This window comes from Streptomyces sp. NPDC090499, assembly GCF_044769305.1.
GTDB lineage: Bacteria > Actinomycetota > Actinomycetes > Streptomycetales > Streptomycetaceae > Streptomyces.
Map to the genome: position 1 here is coordinate 182,939 of NZ_JBIVXP010000017.1, position 22,592 is coordinate 205,530.

A 22,592-nucleotide genomic window follows, 5' to 3' on the forward strand; every position below is an offset into this window, starting at 1 on the left:
CCACGCGACCCGCGATGACAAGGAGCCCTGCCGTGATCCACACCGAGGCCTCGCTGGACACCCTCCGGCACGCCGGTGACGAACTCGCCGACGCCACGGTCGCCGCCCTCTTCGAGCGTGGGGAGGTGGGCACGTTCAACACCCTGATGCGCTACGTCTCCACCGCCGGCGCGCCCCTGCCGGACGGGCTGCCCGACGTCGCGCGGGAGTACCTGGAGGCCACCCGGGTGCCGCCGTCCTGGGTGGACTGGGGCGAGATGGAGAAGGCCCGGCTGTTCTTCATCGACAACAACGTGCACATCTCGACCGCGCTCTCCTTCGCCGCCATGCCCGCCTGTTACGTCGTCCCGCGCGTGGCGAAGCTGCTGTCGGCCACCCACGGGCTGAAGTACCCGTCCAAGCGCATGGCGGAGACCGGTCAGTTCACCGTCTACCTCATGCGCCCCGACGCCTTCGAGGCCGGCAGCCGCTTCGTCCCGGCCGCCCAGAAGGTGCGCCTGCTGCACGCCTCGATCCGGCACCACCTCAGGCGCGAGAACCGCTGGGACACCGAGGCGCTGGGCACGCCGATCTGCCAGGAGGACATGATCGGCGGCCAGATGTTCTTCTCCATGCTCGTCCTCGACAGCCTGCACCGGCTGGGCATCCACCTGTCCACGGAGGGTGCGGAGGCGTACTACTACGCGTGGCGGGTGGTGGGCGCCATGCTCGGCGTCGACCAGGAGGCCGTCCCGAAGACCCTCGAGGAGGCACGCGCCTTCCTCGACCTGTACATGGTCCGGCACATGGGCCCCTCCGAGGAGGGCGCGGTCCTGACCCGGCAGCTCATCGACCTGTACGAGGAGGTCGTCCCCGGCACCTTCTTCGACCCGATCGTCTCCGCCCTGATCCGCCACCTGGTCGGCGACACCTGCGCCGACTGGCTGGAGGTGCCGCGCACCCCGTGGGACACCGTCGTCAAGGCCGTACCGCACCTCCTCGGCGTCCTGGAGACCATCGAGGACCGCTCCCCGCTGGGCGCCTGGGCCCTGGACCGTCTCGGCCACCTCACCACCGTTCTCGAACTGTCCTCGCTCACCCGTGGCCGCGTCATGCACTACGCCATCCCCGAGCACCTCAAGAAGGACTACGGCGTGCCGGGCTCCGTACCCCGCACCCGCCGATGGACCCCGCCGGCCGCCACGGTCTCCTGATCGCCCCGGCGTCCCCTACTCCGCAAGGCGTACGGCGGGTGTCTTCGGCCGGACGACGACCGCGCGGGCGGGCACCGGGAGGCTGGGCGCATGTCCTCCTCCCTGAAGAGTCCGCCCCGCAGGCCACCGGCGAACCCGCCGACCGGGATCCTGGCCCGGGTGCGCCCCGCCGAGCGTCTCTGTCACGTGACCGGCGTGCTCCTCGTCCTGTCCGGCCTGGCGCATCTGGTGGTGTTCGCGGTCGACGGCGGACCCTGGTACGGGCCGGTCTCCTGGCGCAAGCCCGTCACCTTCGGGCTCTCCTTCGGACTGACGCTGATGGCGGTCACCTGGGTCACCTCCTACCTGAGGGTCGGGGAGCGGCTGCGGACCGTCCTGCTGCTCGTGTTCGCCGCCGACTGTGTGGTGGAGGTCGGCGGGATCACCCTGCAGGCGTGGCGCCGGGTGCCCTCGCACCTCGACATGGAGACGCCCTTCGACACCGCGGTGTCCATGATGCTCGCGGTGGGCGGCGGGGTCCTGGTGGTGCTGCTCACCGTCTTCGCGGTGGCGTCCTTCCAGCACCGCCCGGCCGGTCCCGCGGGCATGGCGCTCGCGGTGCGCTCCGGGTTCGCGGTGCTGCTGGTGGCGCTGGCCTCGGGAGCGGCGATGATCGCGCGCGGGGTGGTGCTCGTCCGGACCGGGCACCAGGAGGCGGCGTACGACTCGACGGCCCCGCTCAAGCCGCTGCACGCGGTCAGTCTGCACGCGGTGCTGGTCCTGCCGGCCCTGGCCTGGCTGCTGTCCCGCACCGGGTGGAGCGAGCGCACCCGGTGGCGGGTCGTGGCCGCGGCGGTGGGCTGCTACGCGGCGGCCGTCGCCGCCGCCGGGGTGTGGGCCGTACTCACCTACTGATCGCGGCGGCCGTCAGGACGGAGTGTCTCCGGAGCCCTCGGCCGGCCGCTGCCATATCAGGCGCTGTGTCAGGCGCCGCGCGCGTGTGCGCAGCCCGGGGCCGCCCGCGCTCCGCCTGCGGTGCCCGTGCACCCGGGGGTCGTCCGTGACGTCGTACCGCTTCACATAGGCGCTCAGGAACGCCTGGAGCGTGGCGACCGCCGGGATGGCGATCAGCGCGCCGACGGCGCCGAGGAGCGCGGTGCCCGCGATGACCGAGCCGAAGGCGACCGCCGGGTGGATGTCGACCGACTTGGAGGTCAGCTTGGGCTGCAGCATGTAGTTCTCGAACTGCTGGTAGATCACGACGAACACCAGCACCCACACCGCGTAGAGCGGGTTGACGGTGAACGCGATCAGCATCGGCAGCGCACCCGCGAGATAGGTGCCGATGGTGGGGATGAACTGCGAGACAAGCCCGACCCACACGCCCAGCACGGGCGCGTACGGCACGCCGAGGGCCTCCAGCAGGATGTAGTGCGCGATTCCGGAGATCAGCGCCATCACACCGCGCGAGTACAGGTAGCCGCCGGTCTTGTCGACGGCGATCTCCCAGGCGCGCAGCACCTCGGCCTGGCGGGCGGGCGGCAGCACGGAGCACAGGGTGCGGCGCAGCCGGGGGCCGTCGGCGGCGAAGTAGAAGGCGAACAGCGTGATCGTCAGCAGCTGGAAGAGGCCGCCGAGCACCTGCCCGGACACGTCGAGCGCACCGGCCGCGCTGTTCTGCGCGTACTTGCGCAGCCAGTCGGAGTGCAGCAGGCCCTCCTGGACGTCGACCCGCTTCACTTCGGTGTGGAAGGTGTGGTTGACCCAGTTGATGACCGAGTCCAGGTAGTCGGGGAAGTCCTCGACGATCTTGATGATCTGCCCGGCCAGCATCGAGCCGAGCAGGGTGATGAACCCCGCCGTGGCGATCGCCAGGCCGAGGAAGACCAGGAAGGTCGCGAAGCCCCGGCGCATGCCGCGGGAGGCCATCCAGCTCACCGCGGGCTCGATGGCGAGCGCCAGGAAGAACGCGATCAGGATGTTGATCAGCAGTCCGGTGAGCTGGTGGAAGGCCCAGCTGCCAAGCTGGAAGGCGGCGACGAGGGCGAGTGCCAGCACCATGGCGCGCGGCAGCCAGCGCGGCATGCGGGCGCCCGGTGCCGCGGCGTCGGCGGCCGGTGATCCGGCGCGCGGCGTCGTGTCGGCCGTCTCGGCCGGGGATGCGTCCTGGGCGGTGCGCCCGTCCTCGTCAGTGGATACCACGTTGCAAGTCTCGCCTACGCCACTGACAACGCGTGGCCCGTCTCCGGTCTTCGCGCACGGTCAGCGCCTCTCCCCCGGAACGTTCATGACCGTGCAGACCACGCGCCACACGTCCTTGGCCTCCCAGCCGGCGTCCAGCGCCTCGTGCACCGTCAGCCCGCCGAGCTCCGTCATCACATGATCGCGTGCGAAGGTGTCGGCGTACCCGGAACCGAAGTGTTCCGCCATCCGCTGCCAGAAAACCGTCAACCGCATGAAACCAGTATCCCGCCCCTGAGAGTGGGCCCTGCCCGGGAGCGCCTGCCGAGACCGCTTTCCGCCCTACGGTCTTGCGCATGGCCGAAACCGGAGCTTCCCCACTCCCCCCTGCGCCCCCGGCGCACTCCCCGCTCTTCCGCGCCGAACGGTTCATGTGGCTCACCGCCCGCGTGCTGGAGCAGCGTCTCTTCGCGTACCACTTCCTGAACGGCGGCCCCGATCCGGTGGAGACCGCGCTGGACGCCTACCGCAACGAGGACGGCGGCTACGGGCACGCGCTGGAGCCCGATCTGCGTGGCCCGGTGAGCCAGCCGCTGCACACCGGGCACGCGCTGCGCGTCCTGGACGCCATCGGGCGGTGCGGCGGGCAGCGGGTGGAGCGCGTGTGCCGCTATCTGACGGCGGTCTCCGCCGCGGACGGGGCGCTGCCCGCCGTCCGTCCCGGCCAGCGCGGCTACCCGGCGGCGCCGTTCGTCCCGGTCGTCGACGACCCGCCCAGCGAGCTCCTCGCCACCGGCCCGGTGGTGGGCCTGCTGCACCGCAACGAGGTCTGGCACGCGTGGCTGTTCCGGGCCACCGACTTCTGCTGGCAGGCGATCCTGGACCTCGAGAAGTCGCACCCCTACGAGATCGAGGCCGCGGTCGCCTTCCTGGACACGGTGCCCGACCGCTCGCGCGCCGAGGCGGCCGCCGACCGGCTGGGCCGCCTGGTGCGCGAGCAGCGCCTGGCCGCGCTGGACCCCGAGCGCCTCGACGCGTACCCGGTCGCACCCGGCTACGCCCCGCGCGAGCACCACTTCCCGCACGACTTCGCGAAGTCCCCGGACTCGCTCGCGCGCGCGTGGTTCACCGACGAGGAGATGACCCGCTCGCTCGACTTCCTCACCGCCGAACAGGAAGCGGACGGCGGCTGGCCGATCCGCTGGCGCCAGTGGACACCGGCCGCCACCCTGGAAGCCCGCCCCAGGGTGACGATCGACGCCCTGGTCACGCTCGGGGCGTACGGCCGCTTCGTGGGGTGACCGCGGCCGGGTGCGGAACGCCGGGTGACGGAAGTCTCAGCCGGTGACGGCCCGCAGCCCCGCCGTGACCACCACGGCGACCCCGACGACGATCAGGAAGGGCGCGCGCAGCACCAGCGCCACGGCGGCCGCCCCGAGCCCCGCGGCCCGCGCGTCCAGCACGAGCGCGTGCCCGTCGGCGAACGTCTGCTGGGCCGTGAGGGCGGCGAGCAGGGCCACGGGCAGCAGGGCGGCCAGCCGTCGCACCACCGGCCGCTCCAGCACCCCGGCGGGCACCAGCAGTCCGGCGAGCTTGACGGCGTAGCAGCCGAGGGCGGTCGCGCCGATCGCGATCCAGAAGTTCACCGGGTCTCCTCGGGTGCCTCGTCGCGGGTACGGTCGCGGCCGGAGCGGCGGCCGGAGACGAACAGGGCGGCCGGTGCCGCCAGCGCGGCCACCAGGACCGGCACCCCGGCCGGCAGCACGGGCAGCAGGCCGAGACCCAGCAGCACCGCGAGGGCGGCGACCGCGCGGTCGGTGGTGGTCTTCAGCATGGGGGCGAGCAGGGCCAGGAAGACGGCGGGTCCGGCCGCGTCCAGACCCCAGGCGCCGGTGTCCCCGACGGCCTTGGCGCCGAGCGCGCCGAGCAGGGTGGTGAGGTTCCACAGCACGTACAGGCTGAGCCCGGTGACGGTGAAGCCGATCCGGGCGGCGCGCCGCGTCGGCTGGGCCAGGGTGACCGCGGTGGTCTCGTCGATCACCCACTGGGCGGCGAACGGCCGCACCGCGCGCGGCAGGGCCAGTACCTGCGAGAGACGCAGCCCGTAGAACGCGTTGCGCACCCCGAGGAAGAAGGCGCCGGCCGCCGCGGTGAACGGGTTGCCGCCGGCCGCGAGTGCGCCCACCAGGGCGAACTGGGAGGCGCCGGTGAACACCAGCAGGCTGAGCGTGCAGGTCTGGAGCAGGCCGAGCCCGCTGCCTGCCGAGGTCACGCCGAAGGCGAACCCGGAGAGTCCCACGGCGACCCCGACCCCGAGGGCGTCCCTGACGACGGCGGAGTCCGGCTTCGGGCCGCCGTCGCCGCGTATGTCTGCGCTTGCTGTCTGTTGTGCCACGCCCGGGACGCTACGGGCTGCCGTCCCGGGCGTCTTGTACGTTCTTGCGCTCGCGCCGGTAGGCGCCCGGCGGGACGCCGACGATCCGGGCGAAGTGCCGGTTGAGGTGCGGCTGGTCGGTGAAGCCCACGGCGACGGCCGCCTCGGCGGGTGCCGTGCCGGCGTCCAGCAGCAGCCGGGCGCGGCGCACCCGGGCGTCGGTCAGCCAGGTGTGCGGGGGCATGCCGTAGGCGTCGCGGAACGCCCTGAGCAGCGCGAAGGGGCTGGTGCCGAGATCGGTGGCGAGTCGCTCCAGGGTGGGCGGCTCGACCATCCGCTCCGCCAGCACCGCACGCGCGCGTGCGGCGAGCCGAGCCCCGGCGGTACGGACCTGCCGCTGCGGCAGCGGGCCGCCGTTCAGCCGCAGCAGCCTGGTCACCGCGACGCGCAGCAGGGTGTCGGCGGCGAGCGCGTTGCCCTCGTCGGCGGCGCGCAGCACCCGGTGCACGAGGGCGACGCTGTACGGGTCGTCGAGCACGGGACTGACGAAGCCGGGGGTGCCCCGGATCGCGGTGGTCTCGGCGGCGATCCCGGCCACGAGGTCCGGCGCCGGGTGGACCGCCCCGTACCGCCACCCCTCGGGCACCCCGGCCCGCCCGGTGTGCGGGGTGTCCGGGTTGACCAGCGCGAGCGCCCCCGCCCCCGCCGACACGTCGGAGCCCCGGTGGTGGAAGACCTCGACACCGTCGGCGATGGCAGCGATCACGAAGTGCTCGTGGGTGTGCCGCACGAACGTCTTGCGAACGTACCGGGCCCGCAGCAGGTCGACACCGGGCAACGCCTCGTACCGCCAGTGCCGCGCCTGCTCGTCCGATCCCGCCATACACCCATTGTCGACGGCCCCGCCCCCACCCGACCCCCTCCCAGCCGCGCACCCCACACCCGCCCGGCCGCCTTCCACCGGATCGCCTTCCATCCGACCGCCTACCGCCCGGCCGCCCCCCCGCCACGTCTCACCGCTCCCGCGTCCCACCCGACCGCCCGCAGCAGCCACCCCCGCTTCCGCCTCCCACCTTGCCTCCGGACACGTCCACCCCACCGCCCCCGCCCGCCCCACCCTTCACGCAGCCGCCGACGGCGAATCCGCCCCCACCGGGGCCACCCGCACCCGACGACGAAGCCGTCACGGGTGGTGCGGCAGGAGCACAAAGACCGAAGGCGAAGCCGAGGCCTCTCGGGACCGCCCGCGTCTGCGCAGGTCAGACCCGATTGTCAGTGGCCAGGTGCAGGATGGACCCATGGCGAAATCCGCACACCGGGCCCTCGACGGCTTCTCCCCCGCGACCCGCGGCTGGTTCACGGGGGCGTTTTCCGCGCCCACCGCGGCCCAGGCAGGCGCGTGGCAGGCCATCGCCGCGGGCTCGGACGTGCTGGTGGTCGCCCCGACCGGCTCCGGCAAGACGCTGGCCGCCTTCCTCGCCGCCCTGGACCAGCTGGCCGCCACCCCGCCCCCGGCCGATCCGAAGAAGCGCTGCCGCGTGCTGTACGTGTCACCGCTCAAGGCCCTCGCGGTCGACGTCGAGCGGAACCTGCGCAGCCCGCTGACCGGCATCCGCCAGGAGTCCGTGCGGCTGGGCCTGCCCGAGCCGGAGGTGCGGGTCGGTATCCGTTCCGGCGACACCCCGGCCGCCGAGCGCCGCGCGCTGTCCACCCGCCCGCCGGACATCCTGATCACCACCCCGGAGTCCCTGTTCCTGATGCTGACGTCGGCCACGCGCGACGCGCTGACCGGCATCGAGACGGTGATCCTGGACGAGGTGCACGCGGTCGCCGGCACCAAGCGCGGCGCGCACCTCGCGCTCTCCCTGGAGCGGCTGGACGAGCTGCTGCCGAGGCCGGCCCGCCGGATCGGCCTGTCGGCGACCGTCCGCCCGGTCGACGAGGTGGCCCGCTATCTCTCACCGCACCGCAAGGTGGAGATCGTGCAGCCGAAGTCCGGCAAGGAGTTCGACCTCTCCGTCGTCGTCCCGGTGGAGGACATGGGAGAGCTGGGCGGCTCCCCGGCCACCGACGGCAGCGAGGGCGCGGAGAAGCCGTCGATCTGGCCGCACGTGGAGGAGCGGATCGCCGACCTGGTGCAGGCCCACCGCTCGACGATCGTGTTCGCGAACTCCCGCCGCCTGGCGGAGCGGCTGTGCAACCGGCTCAACGAGATCGCCTACGAGCGGGTGACCGGCCGGCCCCTGGACGAGCATCACTCGCCGGCCGAGCTGATGGGCGGCTCGGGCGCGGCCCAGGGTGCCCCGCCGGTCCTCGCCCGCGCGCACCACGGCTCGGTCTCCAAGGAGCAGCGCGCGCTGGTCGAGGAGGACCTGAAGGCGGGCCGGCTGCCCGCGGTGGTGGCCACCTCCAGTCTCGAACTGGGCATCGACATGGGCGCGGTGGACCTGGTGGTCCAGGTCGAGTCCCCACCGTCGGTCGCCTCCGGTCTGCAGCGCGTCGGCCGCGCCGGTCACCAGGTCGGCGCGGTCTCCACCGGCGTGGTCTTCCCCAAGTACCGGGGCGACCTGGTGCAGGCGGCCGTGGTCACCGAGCGGATGCGCACCGGCTCCATCGAGTCCCTGAGGGTTCCCGCGAACCCGCTCGACGTCCTCGCCCAGCAGCTCGTGGCGATGACCTCGCTGGACACCTGGCAGGTCGACGACCTGCTCGCCACCGTCCGCCGCGCGGCCCCCTTCGCCGCGCTCCCGGAGTCGGCGTTCACCGCGGTCCTCGACATGCTCGCGGGCCGCTACCCGTCGGACGCGTTCGCGGAGCTGCGCCCGCGTGTGGTCTGGGACCGGGTCGCGGGGACGGTCACCGGCCGTCCCGGCGCCCAGCGGCTCGCCGTCACCTCCGGCGGCACGATCCCCGACCGCGGCCTCTTCGGCGTCTTCCTGGCCGGCGCCGACCCGAAGAAGGGCGGCGGCCGGGTCGGCGAGCTGGACGAGGAGATGGTGTACGAGTCCCGGGTGGGCGATGTCTTCACCCTGGGCACCAGCTCCTGGCGCATCGAGGACATCACGCGTGACCGCGTCCTGGTCTCCCCCGCCCCCGGCGTCCCTGGTCGTCTCCCGTTCTGGAAGGGCGACCAGCTGGGCCGCCCGCTCGAACTGGGCCGCGCGGTCGGCGCGTTCCTGCGGGAGGTCGGCGCACTCCCCAAGGGCGACGCCCGGCTGCGCCTGCTCGCGGCGGGCCTGGACGCGTGGGCGGCGGACAACGTGCTGTCGTACCTGGACGAACAGCGCGAGGCCTGCGGCCATGTCCCCGACGACCGCACGATCGTGGTCGAGCGCTTCCGTGACGAGCTGGGCGACTGGCGGGTCGTCGTCCACTCCCCCTTCGGCGCCCAGGTGCACGCCCCCTGGGCGCTCGCCCTCGGTGCCCGGCTGTCCGAGCGGTACGGCATGGACGCCCAGGTCATGCACGCCGACGACGGCATCGTGCTGCGGCTGCCCGACGCCGACCTGATGGGCCTGGACCTGCTCGACCAGGCCCCCGTGAAGGCCGGTACGGAGTACGACTCCGACCAGGCCCCGGTGGGCGCGGCGGACGTCGCCTTCGACAAGGGCGAGGTCGACCAGATCGTGACCGACCAGGTCGGCGGCTCGGCCCTGTTCGCCTCCCGGTTCCGCGAATGCGCCGCCCGCGCGCTGCTGCTGCCGCGCCGCAACCCCGGCAAGCGCACCCCGCTGTGGCAGCAGCGCCAGCGCGCCGCCCAACTGCTCCAGGTGGCGAGCGAGTTCGGGTCGTTCCCGATCGTCCTGGAAGCGGTCCGCGAGTGCCTCCAGGACGTCTTCGACGTCCCCGGGCTCGTGGAGCTGATGGGCGACCTGGAAGCGCGCAAGGTCCGCCTGGTCGAGGTCACCACCCCGGAGCCGTCGCCGTTCGCCCGTTCCCTCCTCTTCGGCTACGTCGCCCAGTTCCTGTACGAGGGTGACTCCCCGCTCGCCGAGCGCCGCGCGGCCGCACTCTCCCTGGACTCCCGGCTGCTGGCCGAGCTGCTGGGCCAGGCGGAGCTGCGCGAGCTGCTCGACGCGGAGGTGCTGACCGAGCTGGAGCGCGAGCTGCAGTGGCTGGCCGAGGACCGCCGGATCAAGGACCCGGAGGGCGTGGCCGACGTGCTGCGGCTGCTCGGGCCGCTCACGGACGCCGAGTTGGCGGAGCGGGGCGCCGAGCCGCAGTGGGCCGCGGAGCTGGCGGGCGCGCGGCGGGCCATCAGGGTCCGGATCGCCGGGGCCGAGCACTGGGCAGCGGTCGAGGACGCGGGCCGGCTGCGCGACGCCCTCGGCACCGCCCTGCCGGTCGGCGTGCCCGAGGCCTTCACCGAGCCCGTGAAGGACCCGCTCGGCGACCTCCTCGCGCGGTACGCGCGCACCCACGGCCCGTTCACGTCGGCCACCGCGGCGGCCCGTTTCGGGCTCGGGGTGGCGGTCACGGAGGGCGCGCTGCAGCGGCTCGCGGCGGGCGGGCGGGTGGTGCAGGGCGAGTTCCATCCGGCGGGCATCGGCCAGGAGTGGTGCGACGCGGCGGTGCTGCGCAGGCTGCGCCGCCGTTCGCTGGCCGCGCTCCGGCACGAGCTGGAGCCGGTGGCACCGGCCGCGCTCGCCCAGTTCCTGCCGCAGTGGCAGCACATCGGCAAGGGGCACGGGCTGCGCGGGGTGGACGGACTGGTGCGTGCCGTGGAGCAGTTGCAGGGCGCTTCCGTACCGGCGTCGGCCCTGGAGAAGCTGGTCCTGCCGTCCCGCGTGGCGAACTACTCGCCCGCGATGCTCGACGAACTCACCGCGGCCGGCGAACTCGTGTGGGCCGGCGCGGGTGCCCTGCCCGGCAAGGACGGCTGGGTCTCCCTGTATCTGGCGGACGCGGCCCCCGTGCTCCTCCCGCCGCCGCACCCGCTGGAGCTCACCGCCCTCCACCAGTCCGTGCTCGACGCCCTCTCCGGGGGCTACGGCCTGTTCTTCCGGCAGATCGCCGACCAGGTCCGGGCCACCACCCACCCCGACGCCACCGATCCCCAACTGGCCGACGCCGTCTGGGACCTGGCCTGGTCCGGGCGGCTCACCAACGACACGCTGGCCCCGATGCGCTCCCTGCTCGGCTCGGGGCGTACCGCGGGCTCCACCGCCCACCGCGCCAAGCGCGCCGTCCCGCGCGGCCGCTACGGCTCCCTGACGGCCACCGCCCGCCCCGCCTCCCGCACCGGCCCGCCGACCGTGGCGGGACGCTGGTCGCTGCTGCCGCAGCGCGAGCCGGACACCACCGTGCGCGCGCACGCCCTGGCCCGCACCCTTCTCGACCGGCACGGTGTGGTGACACGGGGTGCGGTCGCGGCGGAGGGCGTGGAGGGCGGCTTCTCGGCGGTGTACCGGATCCTGTCGGCGTTCGAGGAGAGCGGCCAGGCACGCCGGGGTTACGTCGTGGAGGGCCTGGGAGCGGCCCAGTTCGCGATGGACGGCGCGGTCGACCGGCTGCGCGCGGTGTCCAACGCCCGCGAGCGGGGCGAGGCCCTGCCGGGCACCGGTTCCGGACCCACGGGAGCCGCCGGCGCCCCCGAGTTCACCGGCCCGAACGGCGGCCACAGCACACCCGCCGGCTCCCTCGATCCCCTCGGCCCCTTCGACACGGACGGTTTCCCGGGCCTGGACGGCGACTTCACCTGGCCGCCCGAACCGCCCACCGCCCCGGGCGACTACGTCTCCCCCAAGGACCTCGCCCCCGCCGACCCGTTCACCGCCCCCGGCTACGGCGGGCCCCGAGGCGGCAGCCCCGCGAACCCCGGCAGCTTCCCGAACCCCTACGGCCCGAACCCGTTCACCTACGGCAACCGCCACACCCGCACCGCCACCGCCCCCGACCCCAGAGCCGTACTCCTCGCCGCCGCCGACCCGGCGAACGCCTACGGCGCCGCCCTCCCCTGGCCCGAGCCCCCGACCGGCGCCGGACACAAACCGGGCCGCAAGGCGGGCTCGCTGGTGGTCCTGGTCGACGGCGAGCTGACCCTCTACATGGAGCGGGGCGGCAAGACCCTGCTGGCCTGGCCCGCCGCCCCGGACACGGCCGCCACCGACGACACCAGGCTCCGCACGGCGGCGGACGCCCTCGCGGCGGCCGCCCGCGCGGGCACCCTCGGCACGGTGACGGTGGAGCGCGTCAACGGCGCCTCGGCCCTGACCTCCCCGCTGGGCACCCTCCTGGAGGCTGCGGGCTTCATCGCGACCCCGCGCGGCCTGCGCCTGCGGGCGTGAAGCACGGTGCGCGCCTCACCTCCCGCCGCCTCGTGCCACCCTTGACCCATGCCCGAAGGTGACACGGTCTGGCAGGCCGCGAGGCGCCTGCACGACGCGCTCGCCGGGCAGGTGCTGACCCGCAGCGACTTCCGGGTGCCCAGGTACGCCACGGTCGATCTCAGCGGCCGTACCGTCCTCGGCACCACCCCGCGCGGCAAGCACCTGCTCACCCGCTTCGAGGGCGGCCTGACCCTGCACACGCACCTGCGGATGGAGGGCGCCTGGAAGGTCTACGACACCGGTGAGCGCTGGCGGGGCGGTGCGGCGCACCAGATCCGGGCGGTCCTCGCCACCGCCGACCGCACGGCCGTCGGGTACCGCCTCCAGGTCCTGGAGCTCCTGCGCACCGGCGAGGAGGAGCGCGCCGTGGGCCACCTGGGCCCCGATCTGCTGGGCCCCGACTGGAACCCCGACCGCGCCCTCGCCAACCTTCTCGCGGACCCCGCCCGCCCGCTCGGCGAGGCCCTGCTGGACCAGCGCAACCTCGCCGGGATCGGCAACATCTACAAGAGCGAGCTCTGCTTCCTGATCGGCGCGACCCCGTGGCTCCCGGTCGGCGCGCTGCCCGCCGACCGCGCCGCGATCCTCCCCGGCCTCGCCCAGCGCCTCCTGGCCGCCAACCGCGACCGCGTGGTCCGCCGCACCACCGGCCTGCGCGACCACGACCTCTACGTCTACGGCCGCGCACCCCGCCCCTGCCTGCGCTGCCGCACCCCGATCCGGCTCGCCGACCAGGGCGACGGCGCCCGCGAACGCCCCACCTACTGGTGCCCGGCCTGCCAGACCGGCCCGGCCCCCGCCCCGGGTTCCCCACGCGCCCACGGAACCCGCCCCCGCACAAACAATTGACGGCCCGTCAGAAACGCTCGTACCGTCCCTTCATGCCCCTCAAGGCGTACGACCTCACCGGACGCACCGCATTCGTCACCGGCGCCGCCGGTGGCATCGGCCGGGCGTCCGCCGTGCTGCTCGCCGAGGCGGGCGCGACCGTGCACTGTGCCGACCGGGACGCGGACGGCCTGCACGGGACGGCGGCGCTGATCAAGGACCGGGGCGGTGCCGCCCGCACCCACACCCTCGACGTCACCGACCGGGAGCGGCTCGGGGAGGCCGTGCGGTCCTGCGGGCGGCTGGACGTCATGGCGGCGATCGCCGGGATCATGCACCGCAGTCCGGTCCTGGAGACCAGGGACGAGGACCTCGACCGGGTGCTGGGCGTCAACTTCAAGGGCGTGCTCTACGCCTGCCAGGAGGCGGCGCGGCTGATGGTGGCCGGGCGGAGCGGGGGCAGCATCGTCACCATGGCCTCCGGAGCGATCGACACCGGCGGCCCCGGCCTGCTCTGCTACGGCGCGGCCAAGGCGGCCGTGGTCCAGCTGACCAGGACGCTCGCCAACGAGGTCGGCCGGCAGGGCATCCGCGTCAACGCGGTCGCCCCGGGCTGGACCCGCACCCCCATGACCGACCGCGACGACAGCGCGGAACAGCAGCGGACGGAGGCCCGGATGGCCCGGATGTCGCCGCTGGGCCGGGTCGGCGAGGCGGCGGACATCGCGCACGCCGTGCTCTATCTGGCCTCCGACGCCTCCTCGTTCACGACGGGCCAGATCCTGCGCCCGAACGGAGGGGTGGCGATGCCCTGGTAGCCCCCTGGGTCCGCCAGGCCGTCCGCCAGCGGGCCGGTCCCAGCGCCCCCGCCGCCCGGCTCCTCGGCACGCAGTTCACCGGCAGCAGGCTCAGTCCCCACCCGCCGGCGGCCACGGTCCCCTCCAGCGCCCCGGCGCCGTCGGCAAAGGTGATCCGCAGCACGGCCCACCACCACACCGCCGCGAACCCCAGCACAACCCCCCAGCGCACTATCCGCCCCACCATGGCCGTCACCTCCAGCCGGACGCTAGAACGCCGCCCGGCCCACTGGGGAGGCGCACCGAGGGCTCACCGATGCAACGGCCGTGGACCGGCACAGGCATCTGCTACGCGTTCTCGACGGGGGCGCCCCACGCCGCCTCGGGCACGGTCCTCGGGTCCGCGTCGGGCAGCGGGCTCTTCACGACGTACATGCGTTGTCTCCGGTCGTCAGCCCCCGGTAAGCGTTCCTCCACCATGACCGCATCGGCGGACACCGGCAAATGGACGCATGCCGCGCACGGACGCACGAAGGCCCCGGCCGCCCCCTCCCAGGTCTCCCCGGGAGGGCCCCGGCCGGGGCCTCGCGCACTTCTTCGACGCCGGGTCGGCGCCGCGTCGGGTCTATCTCCGCGCAGGCGTCACGCGGCGACCACGTCCACCGCCTCGGCGGGCGCCTTGATGGTCACCCGTTCCGGTGGCACACCCGTCACCGAGACGGTACCCAGCATCGGGCGAACCGGCGTGGGCACGGGCTCGGTGGCCTGGGCGGACCGGGCCAGCTCGGCGAGGGCGAGCTCGTCGCTCACTTCTCGCATGAGCTCGGACATCCGTACGTCCAGCGCGTCGCAGATGGCGGAGAGCAGCTCGGAGGAAGCCTCCTTCTGCCCCCGCTCCACCTCGGAGAGATAGCCGAGTGAGACTCGGGCGGACGAGGAGACTTCGCGCAGAGTACGGCCCTGGCGCTGGCGCTGCCGACGCAGCACGTCACCCAGCAGGCGACGGAGCAGAATCATCGGTGGCTCCCTCCTCGGACCGCGTAGCCGCATCCTTCACGCCCCACCGTACCGCCTCGCGCCGCGGCCGTGCGGGGAGCGATGTCGTGTTCACTCAGGGCTGCAAACATCAAAACCCCCCGTTCTGTTCCGTATCCTGTGCCCGCTCATTCCCGGTCTGTTCGCTCGCAAGCTCCCTCAGAAGCAGTGCGAGTACGCTCCGTACACTCTCTCTACGAATTTCCGCGCGGTCGCCGTTCAACCGCAGGGCCTCCACTTTTCCGCCAGCGGCAGAACCGGAACCAGGGCCGAACGGCCCGTCCACGGCGACGAAGACCGTGCCGACCGGTTGGCCGTCCTGCGCTTCCGGTCCGGCGACCCCGGTCGTCGCGAGGCCCCAGTCGGCGCCCAGCGCCTTGCGCACTCCGGCGGCCATCTGGGCCGCGACCTGCGGATCCACCGCGCCCTGCTGGGCCAGCAGAGTGGCGTCGACGCCCAGCAGCTGGTGCTTCAGCTCGGTGGCGTAGGCGGTGACCGAGCCGCGGAACGCCTTGGACGCTCCCGGCACCGTCGTGATCTCCGCCGCGACCAGGCCGCCCGTCAGCGACTCGGCGACAGCGAGGGTCTGCCCCCTCACCGTCAGTAGTCGCACCAGCTGGGCGGCCGTGGAACTCACGCTTCCGTCTCCTCCAACGCTGCCGCCCGCTCGGCGATTCCCTGCCGCCGCAGCACAATGGCCTGTCTCACGTAGTCGAGGCCGGTGACGACGGTCAGGACGACGGCCGCGGCCATCACCCAGAACCTCAGGGTCGCCAGCCACCCCGTCAGTGCCAGCACGTACATCCCGACGGCCACGCCCTGGGTGAGGGTCTTGAGCTTGCCGCCGCGGCTGGCCGGGATCACGCCGTACCGGATGACCACGAAACGCATCAGCGTGATGCCGAGTTCCCGGGCGAGGATCACGATCGTCACCCACCAGGGCAGATCGCCCAGCCCGGACAGGCAGATCAGTGCCGCTCCCATGATCGCCTTGTCGGCGATGGGGTCGGCGATCTTCCCGAAGTCGGTGACGAGGTTGTAGGTGCGTGCCAGGTGACCGTCGAACAGGTCGGTGATCATGGCGATGGCGAAGGCCGCCCAGGCGAGCGAGCGCCACGCCGGGTCGTAGCCGCCGCCGGCCAGCATCAGGGCGACGAAGCCGGGCACCAGGACCAGCCGGAGCATGGTCAGCAGATTGGCGACGTTCCACAGGCTGGCCTGGTTGACGGCGGCAGCGGCGATCTTCCCGCCGCGCACGGGCCGCTCGCCGTCGTGGGAACCGGCGTCCCGGGAACCGGAACCGGAATCCGGGGCGGCACCGGAGGGGGCGGCGGGGCCCGGGGCGCCGTGCGCGCCTGAGGAGCCGCCCGCGGCGGACGCCGGGACTCCGGTCATCTGCCCGCCTCCTCGCTCCACGCGGGCGAGCCCTGCAGCGGCTCGGCCACCAGGTCGACACCCTCCGTACCGACCACCTTCGCCTCGACGATACGGCCGACGCGCAGTCCGGCGCCGCTGGTCAGCACCACCTGTCCGTCCGTCTCGGGCGCCTGGTGCGCCGCCCGGCCGCGGACGCCGTCCTCGTCGTCCACGGACTCCACGAGGACGTGCACGGTCTCGCCGAGGCGCTCCTCGGCCCGCTGCGAGACGAGCTCCTCGGCGAGCCGCGAGATGTGCGCGAGACGCTCGTCGACGACCTCCTCGGGCAGCTTGTTCTCGTACGTGGCGGCCTCGGTGCCCTCCTCGTCGGAGTAGCCGAAGACACCGATGGCGTCCAGGCGGGCGCCGTTCAGGAAGCGCTCCAGCTCGCCGAGATCGGACTCGGACTCGCCGGGGAAGCCGACGATGAAGTTGGAGCGGACACCCGCCTGCGGGGCCTTGCTCCGGATGGTGTCCAGCAGCTCCAGGAAGCGGTCGGTGTCGCCGAAGCGGCGCATGGCCCGCAGCACGCCCGGAGCGGAGTGCTGGAAGGACAGGTCGAAGTACGGGACGACCTTCGGGGTGGAGGTCAGCACGTCGATCAGGCCGGGCCGCATCTCGGCGGGCTGGAGGTAGCTGACGCGCACCCGCTCCACGCCGTCCACCTCGGCCAGCTCCGGCAGCAGCGACTCCAGGAGACGGATGTCACCCAGGTCCTTGCCGTAGGACGTGTTGTTCTCGGAGACCAGCATGATCTCCTTCACGCCCTGTTCGGCCAGCCACCGGGTCTCGTTCAGCACGTCGCTGGGCCGGCGCGAGATGAAGGAGCCGCGGAAGGACGGGATGGCGCAGAAGGAGCAGCGCCGGTCGCAGCCGGAGGCGAGCTTCACCGAGGCGACCGGGGCGCCGTCCAGGCGGCGGCGCAGGGGCGCACGCGGCCCGGAGGCGGGCGCGACGCCGTCGGGGAGGTCGGCGGGGCCGTGCCCCGGGAGTGCGACGGCAGCGGCCGAGTCCTGGCGCTCGGCGGGGCTGATCGGCAGCAGCTTGCGCCGGTCGCGCGGGGTGTGCGAGGCGTGGATGCCGCCGTTGAGGATGGTCTGCAGGCGGTCGGAGATGTCGGAGTAGTCGTCGAAGCCGAGCACGCCGTCCGCCTCGGGCAGCGCCTCGGCGAGCTCCTTGCCGTACCGCTCGGCCATGCAGCCCACCGCCACGACGGCCTGGGTTCTGCCGTGCCCCTTGAGGTCGTTGGCCTCCAGAAGGGCGTCGACCGAGTCCTTCTTGGCGGCCTCGACGAATCCACAGGTGTTGACGACGGCGACATCCGCGTCCGATGCGTCCTCGACAAGCTGCCAGCCGTCCGCCTCCAAACGGCCTGCGAGCTCCTCCGAGTCCACCTCGTTACGGGCGCAGCCGAGAGTGACGAGTGCGACGGTACGGCGTTCAGGCATGGGCTCAAGACTACTTTGTCTCGCCGACAGCCCACGTCGAAGGGGCTGGCCGATCATGGCCAACCCCTTGTGTACGTACATGATCCGAACGTTTATCCGACTTCCGGGTCGCCCTTGGTGTACGTCAGACGCTCCACCGCGCCGGGCCGGAACTGGTCCTCGATCTTCTTTCCGTTGACGTAGAGCTGGATGGCTCCCGCGTCACCGAGGATCAGGTTGATCTTGGAGTTGTCCTGGAAGGTCTTGGACTCGCCCTTCTTCAGGAGCCCGTCGAAGAGCATCCGGCCGTTGTGGTCCTTGGCCGAGATCCAGCTGCGTCCGTTGACCGCGCTGACCTGGACGGTGACCTTGTCCTGGGGCGCGGCGGCGATCGCGCTGTCGGAGGGCTCGGGGGTCTTGTCGGGCTTGCTCTCCTTGGGGGTCGGCGAGACCGGCTTGCTGGTCGACGGGGCGGGGCCCTCGGCGACCGGCTGCTTGGCGTCGTCGCCGTCGCCGCCCTTGAAGGCGGTGAAGCCGACGAAACCGATCACGACGACGATCGCGGCGACCATGGCCGCCGTCCAGTTGGGTCCGCGACGCTCCGGGCGGATACGTTCCGCCTCGAACAGCGGCGCGGCGGGCGTCGGCGCGGGCCGCCCACCACCGTGCTCCGCCGCGAACTGCGCGAGCAGCGGCTCGGGGTCGAGGCCGACGGCCTTCGCCAGGGTCCGGATGTGCCCGCGGGCGTAGACGTCGCCGCCGCAGGGGGCGAAGTCGTCGGCCTCGATGGCGTGCACGATGGCGATACGGACCCGGGTGCTCCCGCTGATGTCGTCGACGGTCAGCCCGGCGGCGATGCGGGCCTGCTTGAGGGCTCGGCCTACGGAGGGGCGGTTTTCCTCGGACACGTCAGGGAACGGACGCTCGTCTTCAGGGGAGTTGCTGCCGATGGACACGGGGGCGCCTTTCGAGCGTGTAGCCACCTGTGCTGGAGGTTCAGTCTATGGGGGGTGCGAAAGGGTGAGGCAACCGGGCGGTACGACTTTGTACGCCATCGGTATGGCCCGACATCCCGATGACGGGTCAGGTGTGCGCCCCAGAATGGGGTGCACACCTTTCCTCTCGCTCAACTTGACGTACGTCATAGGGAAACGGTTGCCCGACGGTCCCTAACGGGTGGATCACGGCGATGGCTCCTCCCGGTCCGCAGGCGCCCGTAGCCCTCAGACAGGCCTACCCCTTCAGGTCTACCCCTCGGACTCCCCACGGATCACAGCAAGCACCCCGTCCAGCTCATCAGGTTTTACCAATACGTCGCGCGCCTTGGATCCCTCGCTCGGCCCGACCACGCCCCGCGACTCCATGAGGTCCATGAGCCGGCCGGCCTTGGCGAAGCCGACGCGCAGCTTGCGCTGGAGCATGGACGTGGAGCCGAACTGGGTGGAGACGACCAGCTCAGCGGCCTGGCAGAGGAGGTCGAGGTCGTCGCCGATGTCCTCGTCGATCTCCTTCTTCTGCTTGGTGCCCACCACGACGTCGTCCCGGAAGACCGGTGTCATCTGGTCCTTGCAGTGCTGGACGACGACGGCGATCTCTTCCTCGGTGATGAACGCGCCCTGCAGACGGGTCGGCTTGTTCGCCCCCATCGGCAGGAAGAGCCCGTCGCCCTTGCCGATGAGTTTCTCGGCGCCGGGCTGGTCGAGGATGACCCGGCTGTCGGCGAGCGAGGAGGTGGCGAAGGCGAGCCGGGAGGGCACGTTCGCCTTGATGAGACCGGTGACCACGTCGACCGAGGGGCGCTGGGTGGCGAGCACCAGGTGGATGCCGGCCGCGCGCGCGAGCTGCGTGATGCGCACGATCGAGTCCTCGACGTCACGCGGGGCGACCATCATCAGGTCGGCGAGCTCGTCGACGATCACCAGCAGGTACGGGTACGCCTGGAGCTCGCGCTCACTGCCCTCGGGTGTCTTGAGCTTGCCGTCGCGGACGGCCTTGTTGAAGTCGTCGATGTGCCGGTAGCCGAAGGCGGCCAGGTCGTCGTAGCGCAGGTCCATCTCGCGGACGACCCACTGGAGCGCCTCGGCGGCCCGCTTCGGGTTGGTGATGATCGGTGTGATCAGGTGCGGGATGCCCTCGTACGCGGTCAGCTCGACGCGCTTGGGGTCGACGAGGACCATCCGCACGTCCTCCGGGGTCGCCCGCATCATGACCGAGGTGATCAGGCAGTTGATGCAGGACGACTTGCCGGAGCCGGTGGCGCCGGCGACGAGCATGTGCGGCATCTTCGCCAGCGAGTGCATGACGTAGCCGCCCTCGACGTCCTTGCCGAAGGCGACCAGCATCGGGTCGTCGTCCTCGGCGGACTCGGCGAGCCGCAGCACGTCGCCGAGGTTGACCATCTCGCGGTCGGTGTTGGGGATCTCGATGCCGACCGCGGACTTGCCGGGAATCGGGCTGATGATCCGCACGTCCGGGCTGGCCACGGCGTACGCGATGTTCTTGGTGAGCGCGGTGATCCGCTCGACCTTCACGGCGGGGCCGAGCTCGACCTCGTAGCGGGTGACCGTCGGGCCGCGGGTGAAGCCGGTGACAGCGGCGTCGACCTTGAACTCGGAGAAGACGTTGGTGAGCGAGGCGACCACCCGGTCGTTGGCCTCGCTTCGCGCCTTGCCGGGGCCGCCGCGGGTGAGCAGGTCGAGCGACGGCAGCGAGTAGGTGATGTCGCCGGAGAGCTGGAGCTGCTCCGCGCGCGGGGGCAGGTCGCGGTGCTCCTGGGGCGCCGGTTTGGTCAGGTCGGCGACGACCGGCTCGACCTTGAGCCGCTCCTGCTTGGGCCGCGCGGCCGGGACCGGACTCGGGCTCGGGGCCGGCACGGGTGTGGGGGTGGTGTCCTCGCGGTCGCCGACGCTGACGCCCTGGGTGAGGTCGGCGACGAGCGGCGAGGGCGGCATGCCGTGCAGGACGGCGCCGTCGAGCGCGGCCGCGGCGGCCGCCGCGACGTCCACGGCATCCATCTGGCGGCCCAGCTCGGGCTGCGGCACGGCGGAGCGCCGGGGGCGGCCCCGGCGCTTGGCGAGGGCCTCCTGCTCGGCGCTGTCGGGGTCGTACTCCTGGGGGGCGCCGGAGCGTCTGCGGGGGCGCGCGGGCAGCGCCTGGCGCCACTGGTCGTCGTAGCGCTCGTCGTCCTCGCTGTACTCCTCGTAGCCGTCGTCGGGCTCGGGGTCGTGCAGCAGCCCAAGGCGCGCGCCGAGCGCCCGCAGCCGCTGCGGGATGGCGTTCACCGGGGTCGCGGTGACCACGAGCAGCCCGAAGATCGTGAGCAGTACCAGCAGAGGTACGGCGAGAACCTCGGTCATGGTGTACGTCAGCGGGGTCGCCGCCGCCCAGCCGATGAGGCCGCCGGCGTCCCTTATGCCCTGCATGCCGTCGCTGCGGGCGGGTGAGCCGCAGGCGATGTGCACCTGGCCGAGCACGCCGATGACCAGTGCGGACAGGCCGATCACGATCCGCCCGTTGGCATCCTGCTGCTCGGGGTGGCGCATGAACCGCACGGCGATCATCGCGAGCAGTATCGGCACCAGCAGGTCGAGGCGGCCGAAGGCGCCGGTGACGAGGATCTCGACCAGGTCGCCGACCGGGCCGCGCAGGTCGGCCCAGGTGCCGGCGGCGACGATCAGGGCGATGCCGAGCAGGAGCAGGGCGATGCCGTCCTTGCGGTGGGCCGGGTCCAGGTTCCTGGCTCCCTGTCCTATGCCGCGGAAGACGGCGCCGACGGCGTGCGCGACGCCGAGCCAGAGGGCGCGCACCAGGCGGTACACGCCCCCGGTGGGGCTGGGCGCCGGCTTGGGCGCCGGCGCGGACTTCTTCGCCGTGGTCCTCTTGGCGGGCGCCTTCTTGGCCGGGGCTTTCTTCGCGGCGGCCTTCTTCGCCGGAGCCTTCGAGGGAGCGGCCTTCTTCGCGGGCTGCTTCTTGGCTGCGGAGGGACGTGAGGCCATGGGTGTGAGGTTACCGGGGGATGCGACAGGGGACACGTGTGCCCACTGCTTCACCCGTTCGTGTCGCCCTTCGCGGGGCGCGGAACTGACGCACGCTCATGGGCAACTGCGTCCGCGACCGGGGTCAGTTCTGCGACGGCAGCGAGGGCGTGGCGCCGCCGGTGCCCGGTTCGAGGGCGTCGAGCGCCCGGCGCAGGCCGGTGAGTTTGCGCTCCAGGTGGGCCGCCGTGGCGACCGCGGCCGCGTCCGCGGACTCGTCGTCCAGCTGCTTGGACAGCGCCTCCGCCTGCTCCTCGACGGCCGCCAGCCGGGCGGACAGCTCGGCGAGCAGCCCCGCGGACTCCTTGCCGGCGACCGCACCGCCCTTGCCGCCACCCTCCAACTGGAGCCGCAGCAGCGCCGCCTGCTCCCGGAGCTGGCAGTTCTTCATGTACAGCTCGACGAACACCGAGACCTTGGCGCGCAGCACCCACGGGTCGAAGGGCTTGGAGATGTAGTCGACCGCGCCCGCGGCATAGCCCCGGAAGGTGTGGTGCGGACCGTGGTTGATGGCGGTCAGGAAGATGATCGGGATGTCCCGGGTCCGCTCCCGCCGCTTGATGTGCGCCGCCGTCTCGAATCCGTCCATGCCCGGCATCTGGACGTCCAGCAGAATCACCGCGAAGTCGTCCGTGAGCAGTGCCTTGAGCGCTTCCTCCCCGGACGATGCCCGGACCAGTGTCTGATCGAGCGCAGAGAGGATGGCCTCCAGCGCCAGCAGATTCTCCGGCCGGTCATCGACCAGGAGGATCTTGGCCTTCTGCACCATGGCCCGCCCTCCTCGCCCCGGATGTGCACCGGGCGCCGCCCCAGGGGACGACTCCCTTTCGCCGCCCGTCCTTGTGCCGGTCATGGTAGCCGCACCCCGCCTGTCGCCACACCCTGTCACCGCGATGTCACTGTGCACGTAGCAGAAACGCAGCCGGGGACCAGAAGGTTCCCCCAATCCCGCACTTCTACACGGGTTCCGCCACCCTGAGTCAGCAACCCCCCGTGCGC

At 72.8% G+C, this 22,592-nt stretch carries 18 protein-coding genes; 6 read left to right on the forward strand and 12 right to left on the reverse strand.

Going from position 1 to position 22,592, the window contains the following annotated elements:
• Positions 1 to 32: 32 nt before the first annotated feature.
• A complete protein-coding gene (locus ACIQVL_RS40605) occupies positions 33 to 1,193 on the forward strand; it encodes an oxygenase MpaB family protein (RefSeq protein ID WP_403439411.1) in 1,161 nt (386 codons plus the stop codon).
• Between the two features lie 90 nt (positions 1,194 to 1,283).
• The gene (locus ACIQVL_RS40610) at positions 1,284 to 2,087 is read left to right on the forward strand and encodes a hypothetical protein (protein WP_403477939.1); all 804 of its coding nucleotides are present in this window, start codon (positions 1,284 to 1,286) and stop codon (positions 2,085 to 2,087) included.
• 12 nt (positions 2,088 to 2,099) lie between these two features.
• On the opposite strand, the gene ACIQVL_RS40615 is transcribed toward ACIQVL_RS40610, so the two are convergent.
• Together ACIQVL_RS40615 and ACIQVL_RS40620 are read right to left on the reverse strand one after the other, a co-directional pair.
• Positions 2,100 to 3,374: an AI-2E family transporter gene (locus ACIQVL_RS40615; protein ID WP_403477940.1), complete on the reverse strand. Its 1,275-nt coding sequence runs from the start codon at positions 3,372 to 3,374 to the stop codon at positions 2,100 to 2,102.
• Positions 3,375 to 3,434: 60 nt separating this feature from the next.
• Complete coding sequence (locus ACIQVL_RS40620; protein WP_293999007.1) at positions 3,435 to 3,629, reverse strand: DUF3046 domain-containing protein; 195 nt, start codon at positions 3,627 to 3,629, stop codon at positions 3,435 to 3,437.
• 80 nt (positions 3,630 to 3,709) lie between these two features.
• On the opposite strand from ACIQVL_RS40620, the gene ACIQVL_RS40625 reads away from it, so the two are divergent.
• Complete coding sequence (locus tag ACIQVL_RS40625; RefSeq protein ID WP_403477941.1) at positions 3,710 to 4,654, forward strand: hypothetical protein; 945 nt, start codon at positions 3,710 to 3,712, stop codon at positions 4,652 to 4,654.
• Positions 4,655 to 4,690: 36 nt separating this feature from the next.
• Here the strand turns inward: ACIQVL_RS40625 and ACIQVL_RS40630 are convergent, their stop codons facing one another.
• The 3 genes from ACIQVL_RS40630 to ACIQVL_RS40640 are packed head-to-tail and all read right to left on the reverse strand — an operon-like array spanning position 4,691 to position 6,610.
• Positions 4,691 to 4,999: an AzlD domain-containing protein gene (locus ACIQVL_RS40630; RefSeq protein ID WP_403439419.1), complete on the reverse strand. Its 309-nt coding sequence runs from the start codon at positions 4,997 to 4,999 to the stop codon at positions 4,691 to 4,693.
• A complete protein-coding gene (locus ACIQVL_RS40635; protein WP_403439421.1) occupies positions 4,996 to 5,748 on the reverse strand; it encodes an AzlC family ABC transporter permease in 753 nt (250 codons plus the stop codon). Before ACIQVL_RS40635 ends, ACIQVL_RS40630 begins: the two co-directional genes overlap by 4 nt.
• 10 nt (positions 5,749 to 5,758) lie before the next feature.
• The gene (locus tag ACIQVL_RS40640; protein WP_403477942.1) at positions 5,759 to 6,610 is read right to left on the reverse strand and encodes an AraC family transcriptional regulator; all 852 of its coding nucleotides are present in this window, start codon (positions 6,608 to 6,610) and stop codon (positions 5,759 to 5,761) included.
• A gap of 415 nt (positions 6,611 to 7,025) precedes the next feature.
• Between ACIQVL_RS40640 and ACIQVL_RS40645 the strand changes: the two genes are divergently transcribed.
• The 3 genes from ACIQVL_RS40645 to ACIQVL_RS40655 are packed head-to-tail and all read left to right on the forward strand — an operon-like array spanning position 7,026 to position 13,702.
• Positions 7,026 to 12,014, forward strand: a complete 4,989-nt coding sequence (locus ACIQVL_RS40645; RefSeq protein ID WP_403477943.1) for an ATP-dependent helicase — start codon at positions 7,026 to 7,028, stop codon at positions 12,012 to 12,014.
• Between the two features lie 48 nt (positions 12,015 to 12,062).
• Positions 12,063 to 12,905, forward strand: a complete 843-nt coding sequence (locus tag ACIQVL_RS40650; protein WP_403439427.1) for an Fpg/Nei family DNA glycosylase — start codon at positions 12,063 to 12,065, stop codon at positions 12,903 to 12,905.
• 32 nt (positions 12,906 to 12,937) lie between these two features.
• On the forward strand, positions 12,938 to 13,702 hold the full coding sequence (locus tag ACIQVL_RS40655) for an SDR family NAD(P)-dependent oxidoreductase (RefSeq protein ID WP_403439429.1): 765 nt from the start codon (positions 12,938 to 12,940) through the stop codon (positions 13,700 to 13,702).
• Between the two features lie 621 nt (positions 13,703 to 14,323).
• On the opposite strand, the gene ACIQVL_RS40660 is transcribed toward ACIQVL_RS40655, so the two are convergent.
• From ACIQVL_RS40660 to ACIQVL_RS40690, 7 genes are all read right to left on the reverse strand, one after another.
• A complete protein-coding gene (locus ACIQVL_RS40660; protein WP_403439430.1) occupies positions 14,324 to 14,698 on the reverse strand; it encodes a helix-turn-helix domain-containing protein in 375 nt (124 codons plus the stop codon).
• 109 nt (positions 14,699 to 14,807) lie between these two features.
• Positions 14,808 to 15,353 (reverse strand): CinA family protein, encoded by a 546-nt coding sequence (locus ACIQVL_RS40665; RefSeq protein ID WP_403477944.1) that lies wholly within the window; start codon positions 15,351 to 15,353, stop codon positions 14,808 to 14,810.
• A complete protein-coding gene (gene pgsA, locus ACIQVL_RS40670) occupies positions 15,350 to 16,111 on the reverse strand; it encodes a CDP-diacylglycerol--glycerol-3-phosphate 3-phosphatidyltransferase (RefSeq protein WP_403477945.1) in 762 nt (253 codons plus the stop codon). Before pgsA ends, ACIQVL_RS40665 begins: the two co-directional genes overlap by 4 nt.
• Positions 16,108 to 17,580 carry a 30S ribosomal protein S12 methylthiotransferase RimO gene (gene rimO / locus ACIQVL_RS40675; protein WP_403439436.1) on the reverse strand — a complete coding sequence of 491 codons (1,473 nt, stop codon included), beginning with the start codon at positions 17,578 to 17,580 and terminating at the stop codon, positions 16,108 to 16,110. The genes pgsA and rimO overlap by 4 nt, the downstream gene beginning before the upstream one ends.
• Before the next feature lie 92 nt (positions 17,581 to 17,672).
• Entirely contained in the window at positions 17,673 to 18,515 is an 843-nt protein-coding gene (locus tag ACIQVL_RS40680; RefSeq protein ID WP_403439438.1) for a RodZ domain-containing protein, read from the reverse strand.
• Between the two features lie 291 nt (positions 18,516 to 18,806).
• The gene (locus tag ACIQVL_RS40685) at positions 18,807 to 21,554 is read right to left on the reverse strand and encodes a DNA translocase FtsK (protein WP_403477946.1); all 2,748 of its coding nucleotides are present in this window, start codon (positions 21,552 to 21,554) and stop codon (positions 18,807 to 18,809) included.
• A 124-nt stretch (positions 21,555 to 21,678) separates the two neighbouring features.
• Positions 21,679 to 22,362 (reverse strand): two-component system response regulator, encoded by a 684-nt coding sequence (locus tag ACIQVL_RS40690; protein WP_403439441.1) that lies wholly within the window; start codon positions 22,360 to 22,362, stop codon positions 21,679 to 21,681.
• Positions 22,363 to 22,592 lie beyond the last annotated feature (230 nt).

Coding starts and splice junctions, on each gene's coding strand:
- ACIQVL_RS40610 (WP_403477939.1), top strand. CDS start 1,284: ATGTCCTCCTCCCTGAAGAGTCCGCCCCGCAGGCCACCGGCGAACCCG.
- ACIQVL_RS40620 (WP_293999007.1), bottom strand. CDS start 3,629: ATGCGGTTGACGGTTTTCTGGCAGCGGATGGCGGAACACTTCGGTTCC.
- ACIQVL_RS40625 (WP_403477941.1), top strand. CDS start 3,710: ATGGCCGAAACCGGAGCTTCCCCACTCCCCCCTGCGCCCCCGGCGCAC.
- ACIQVL_RS40640 (WP_403477942.1), bottom strand. CDS start 6,610: ATGGCGGGATCGGACGAGCAGGCGCGGCACTGGCGGTACGAGGCGTTG.
- ACIQVL_RS40645 (WP_403477943.1), top strand. CDS start 7,026: ATGGCGAAATCCGCACACCGGGCCCTCGACGGCTTCTCCCCCGCGACC.
- ACIQVL_RS40650 (WP_403439427.1), top strand. CDS start 12,063: ATGCCCGAAGGTGACACGGTCTGGCAGGCCGCGAGGCGCCTGCACGAC.
- ACIQVL_RS40655 (WP_403439429.1), top strand. CDS start 12,938: ATGCCCCTCAAGGCGTACGACCTCACCGGACGCACCGCATTCGTCACC.
- ACIQVL_RS40660 (WP_403439430.1), bottom strand. CDS start 14,698: ATGATTCTGCTCCGTCGCCTGCTGGGTGACGTGCTGCGTCGGCAGCGC.
- pgsA (WP_403477945.1), bottom strand. CDS start 16,111: ATGACCGGAGTCCCGGCGTCCGCCGCGGGCGGCTCCTCAGGCGCGCAC.
- rimO (WP_403439436.1), bottom strand. CDS start 17,580: ATGCCTGAACGCCGTACCGTCGCACTCGTCACTCTCGGCTGCGCCCGT.
- ACIQVL_RS40685 (WP_403477946.1), bottom strand. CDS start 21,554: ATGGCCTCACGTCCCTCCGCAGCCAAGAAGCAGCCCGCGAAGAAGGCC.
- ACIQVL_RS40690 (WP_403439441.1), bottom strand. CDS start 22,362: ATGGTGCAGAAGGCCAAGATCCTCCTGGTCGATGACCGGCCGGAGAAT.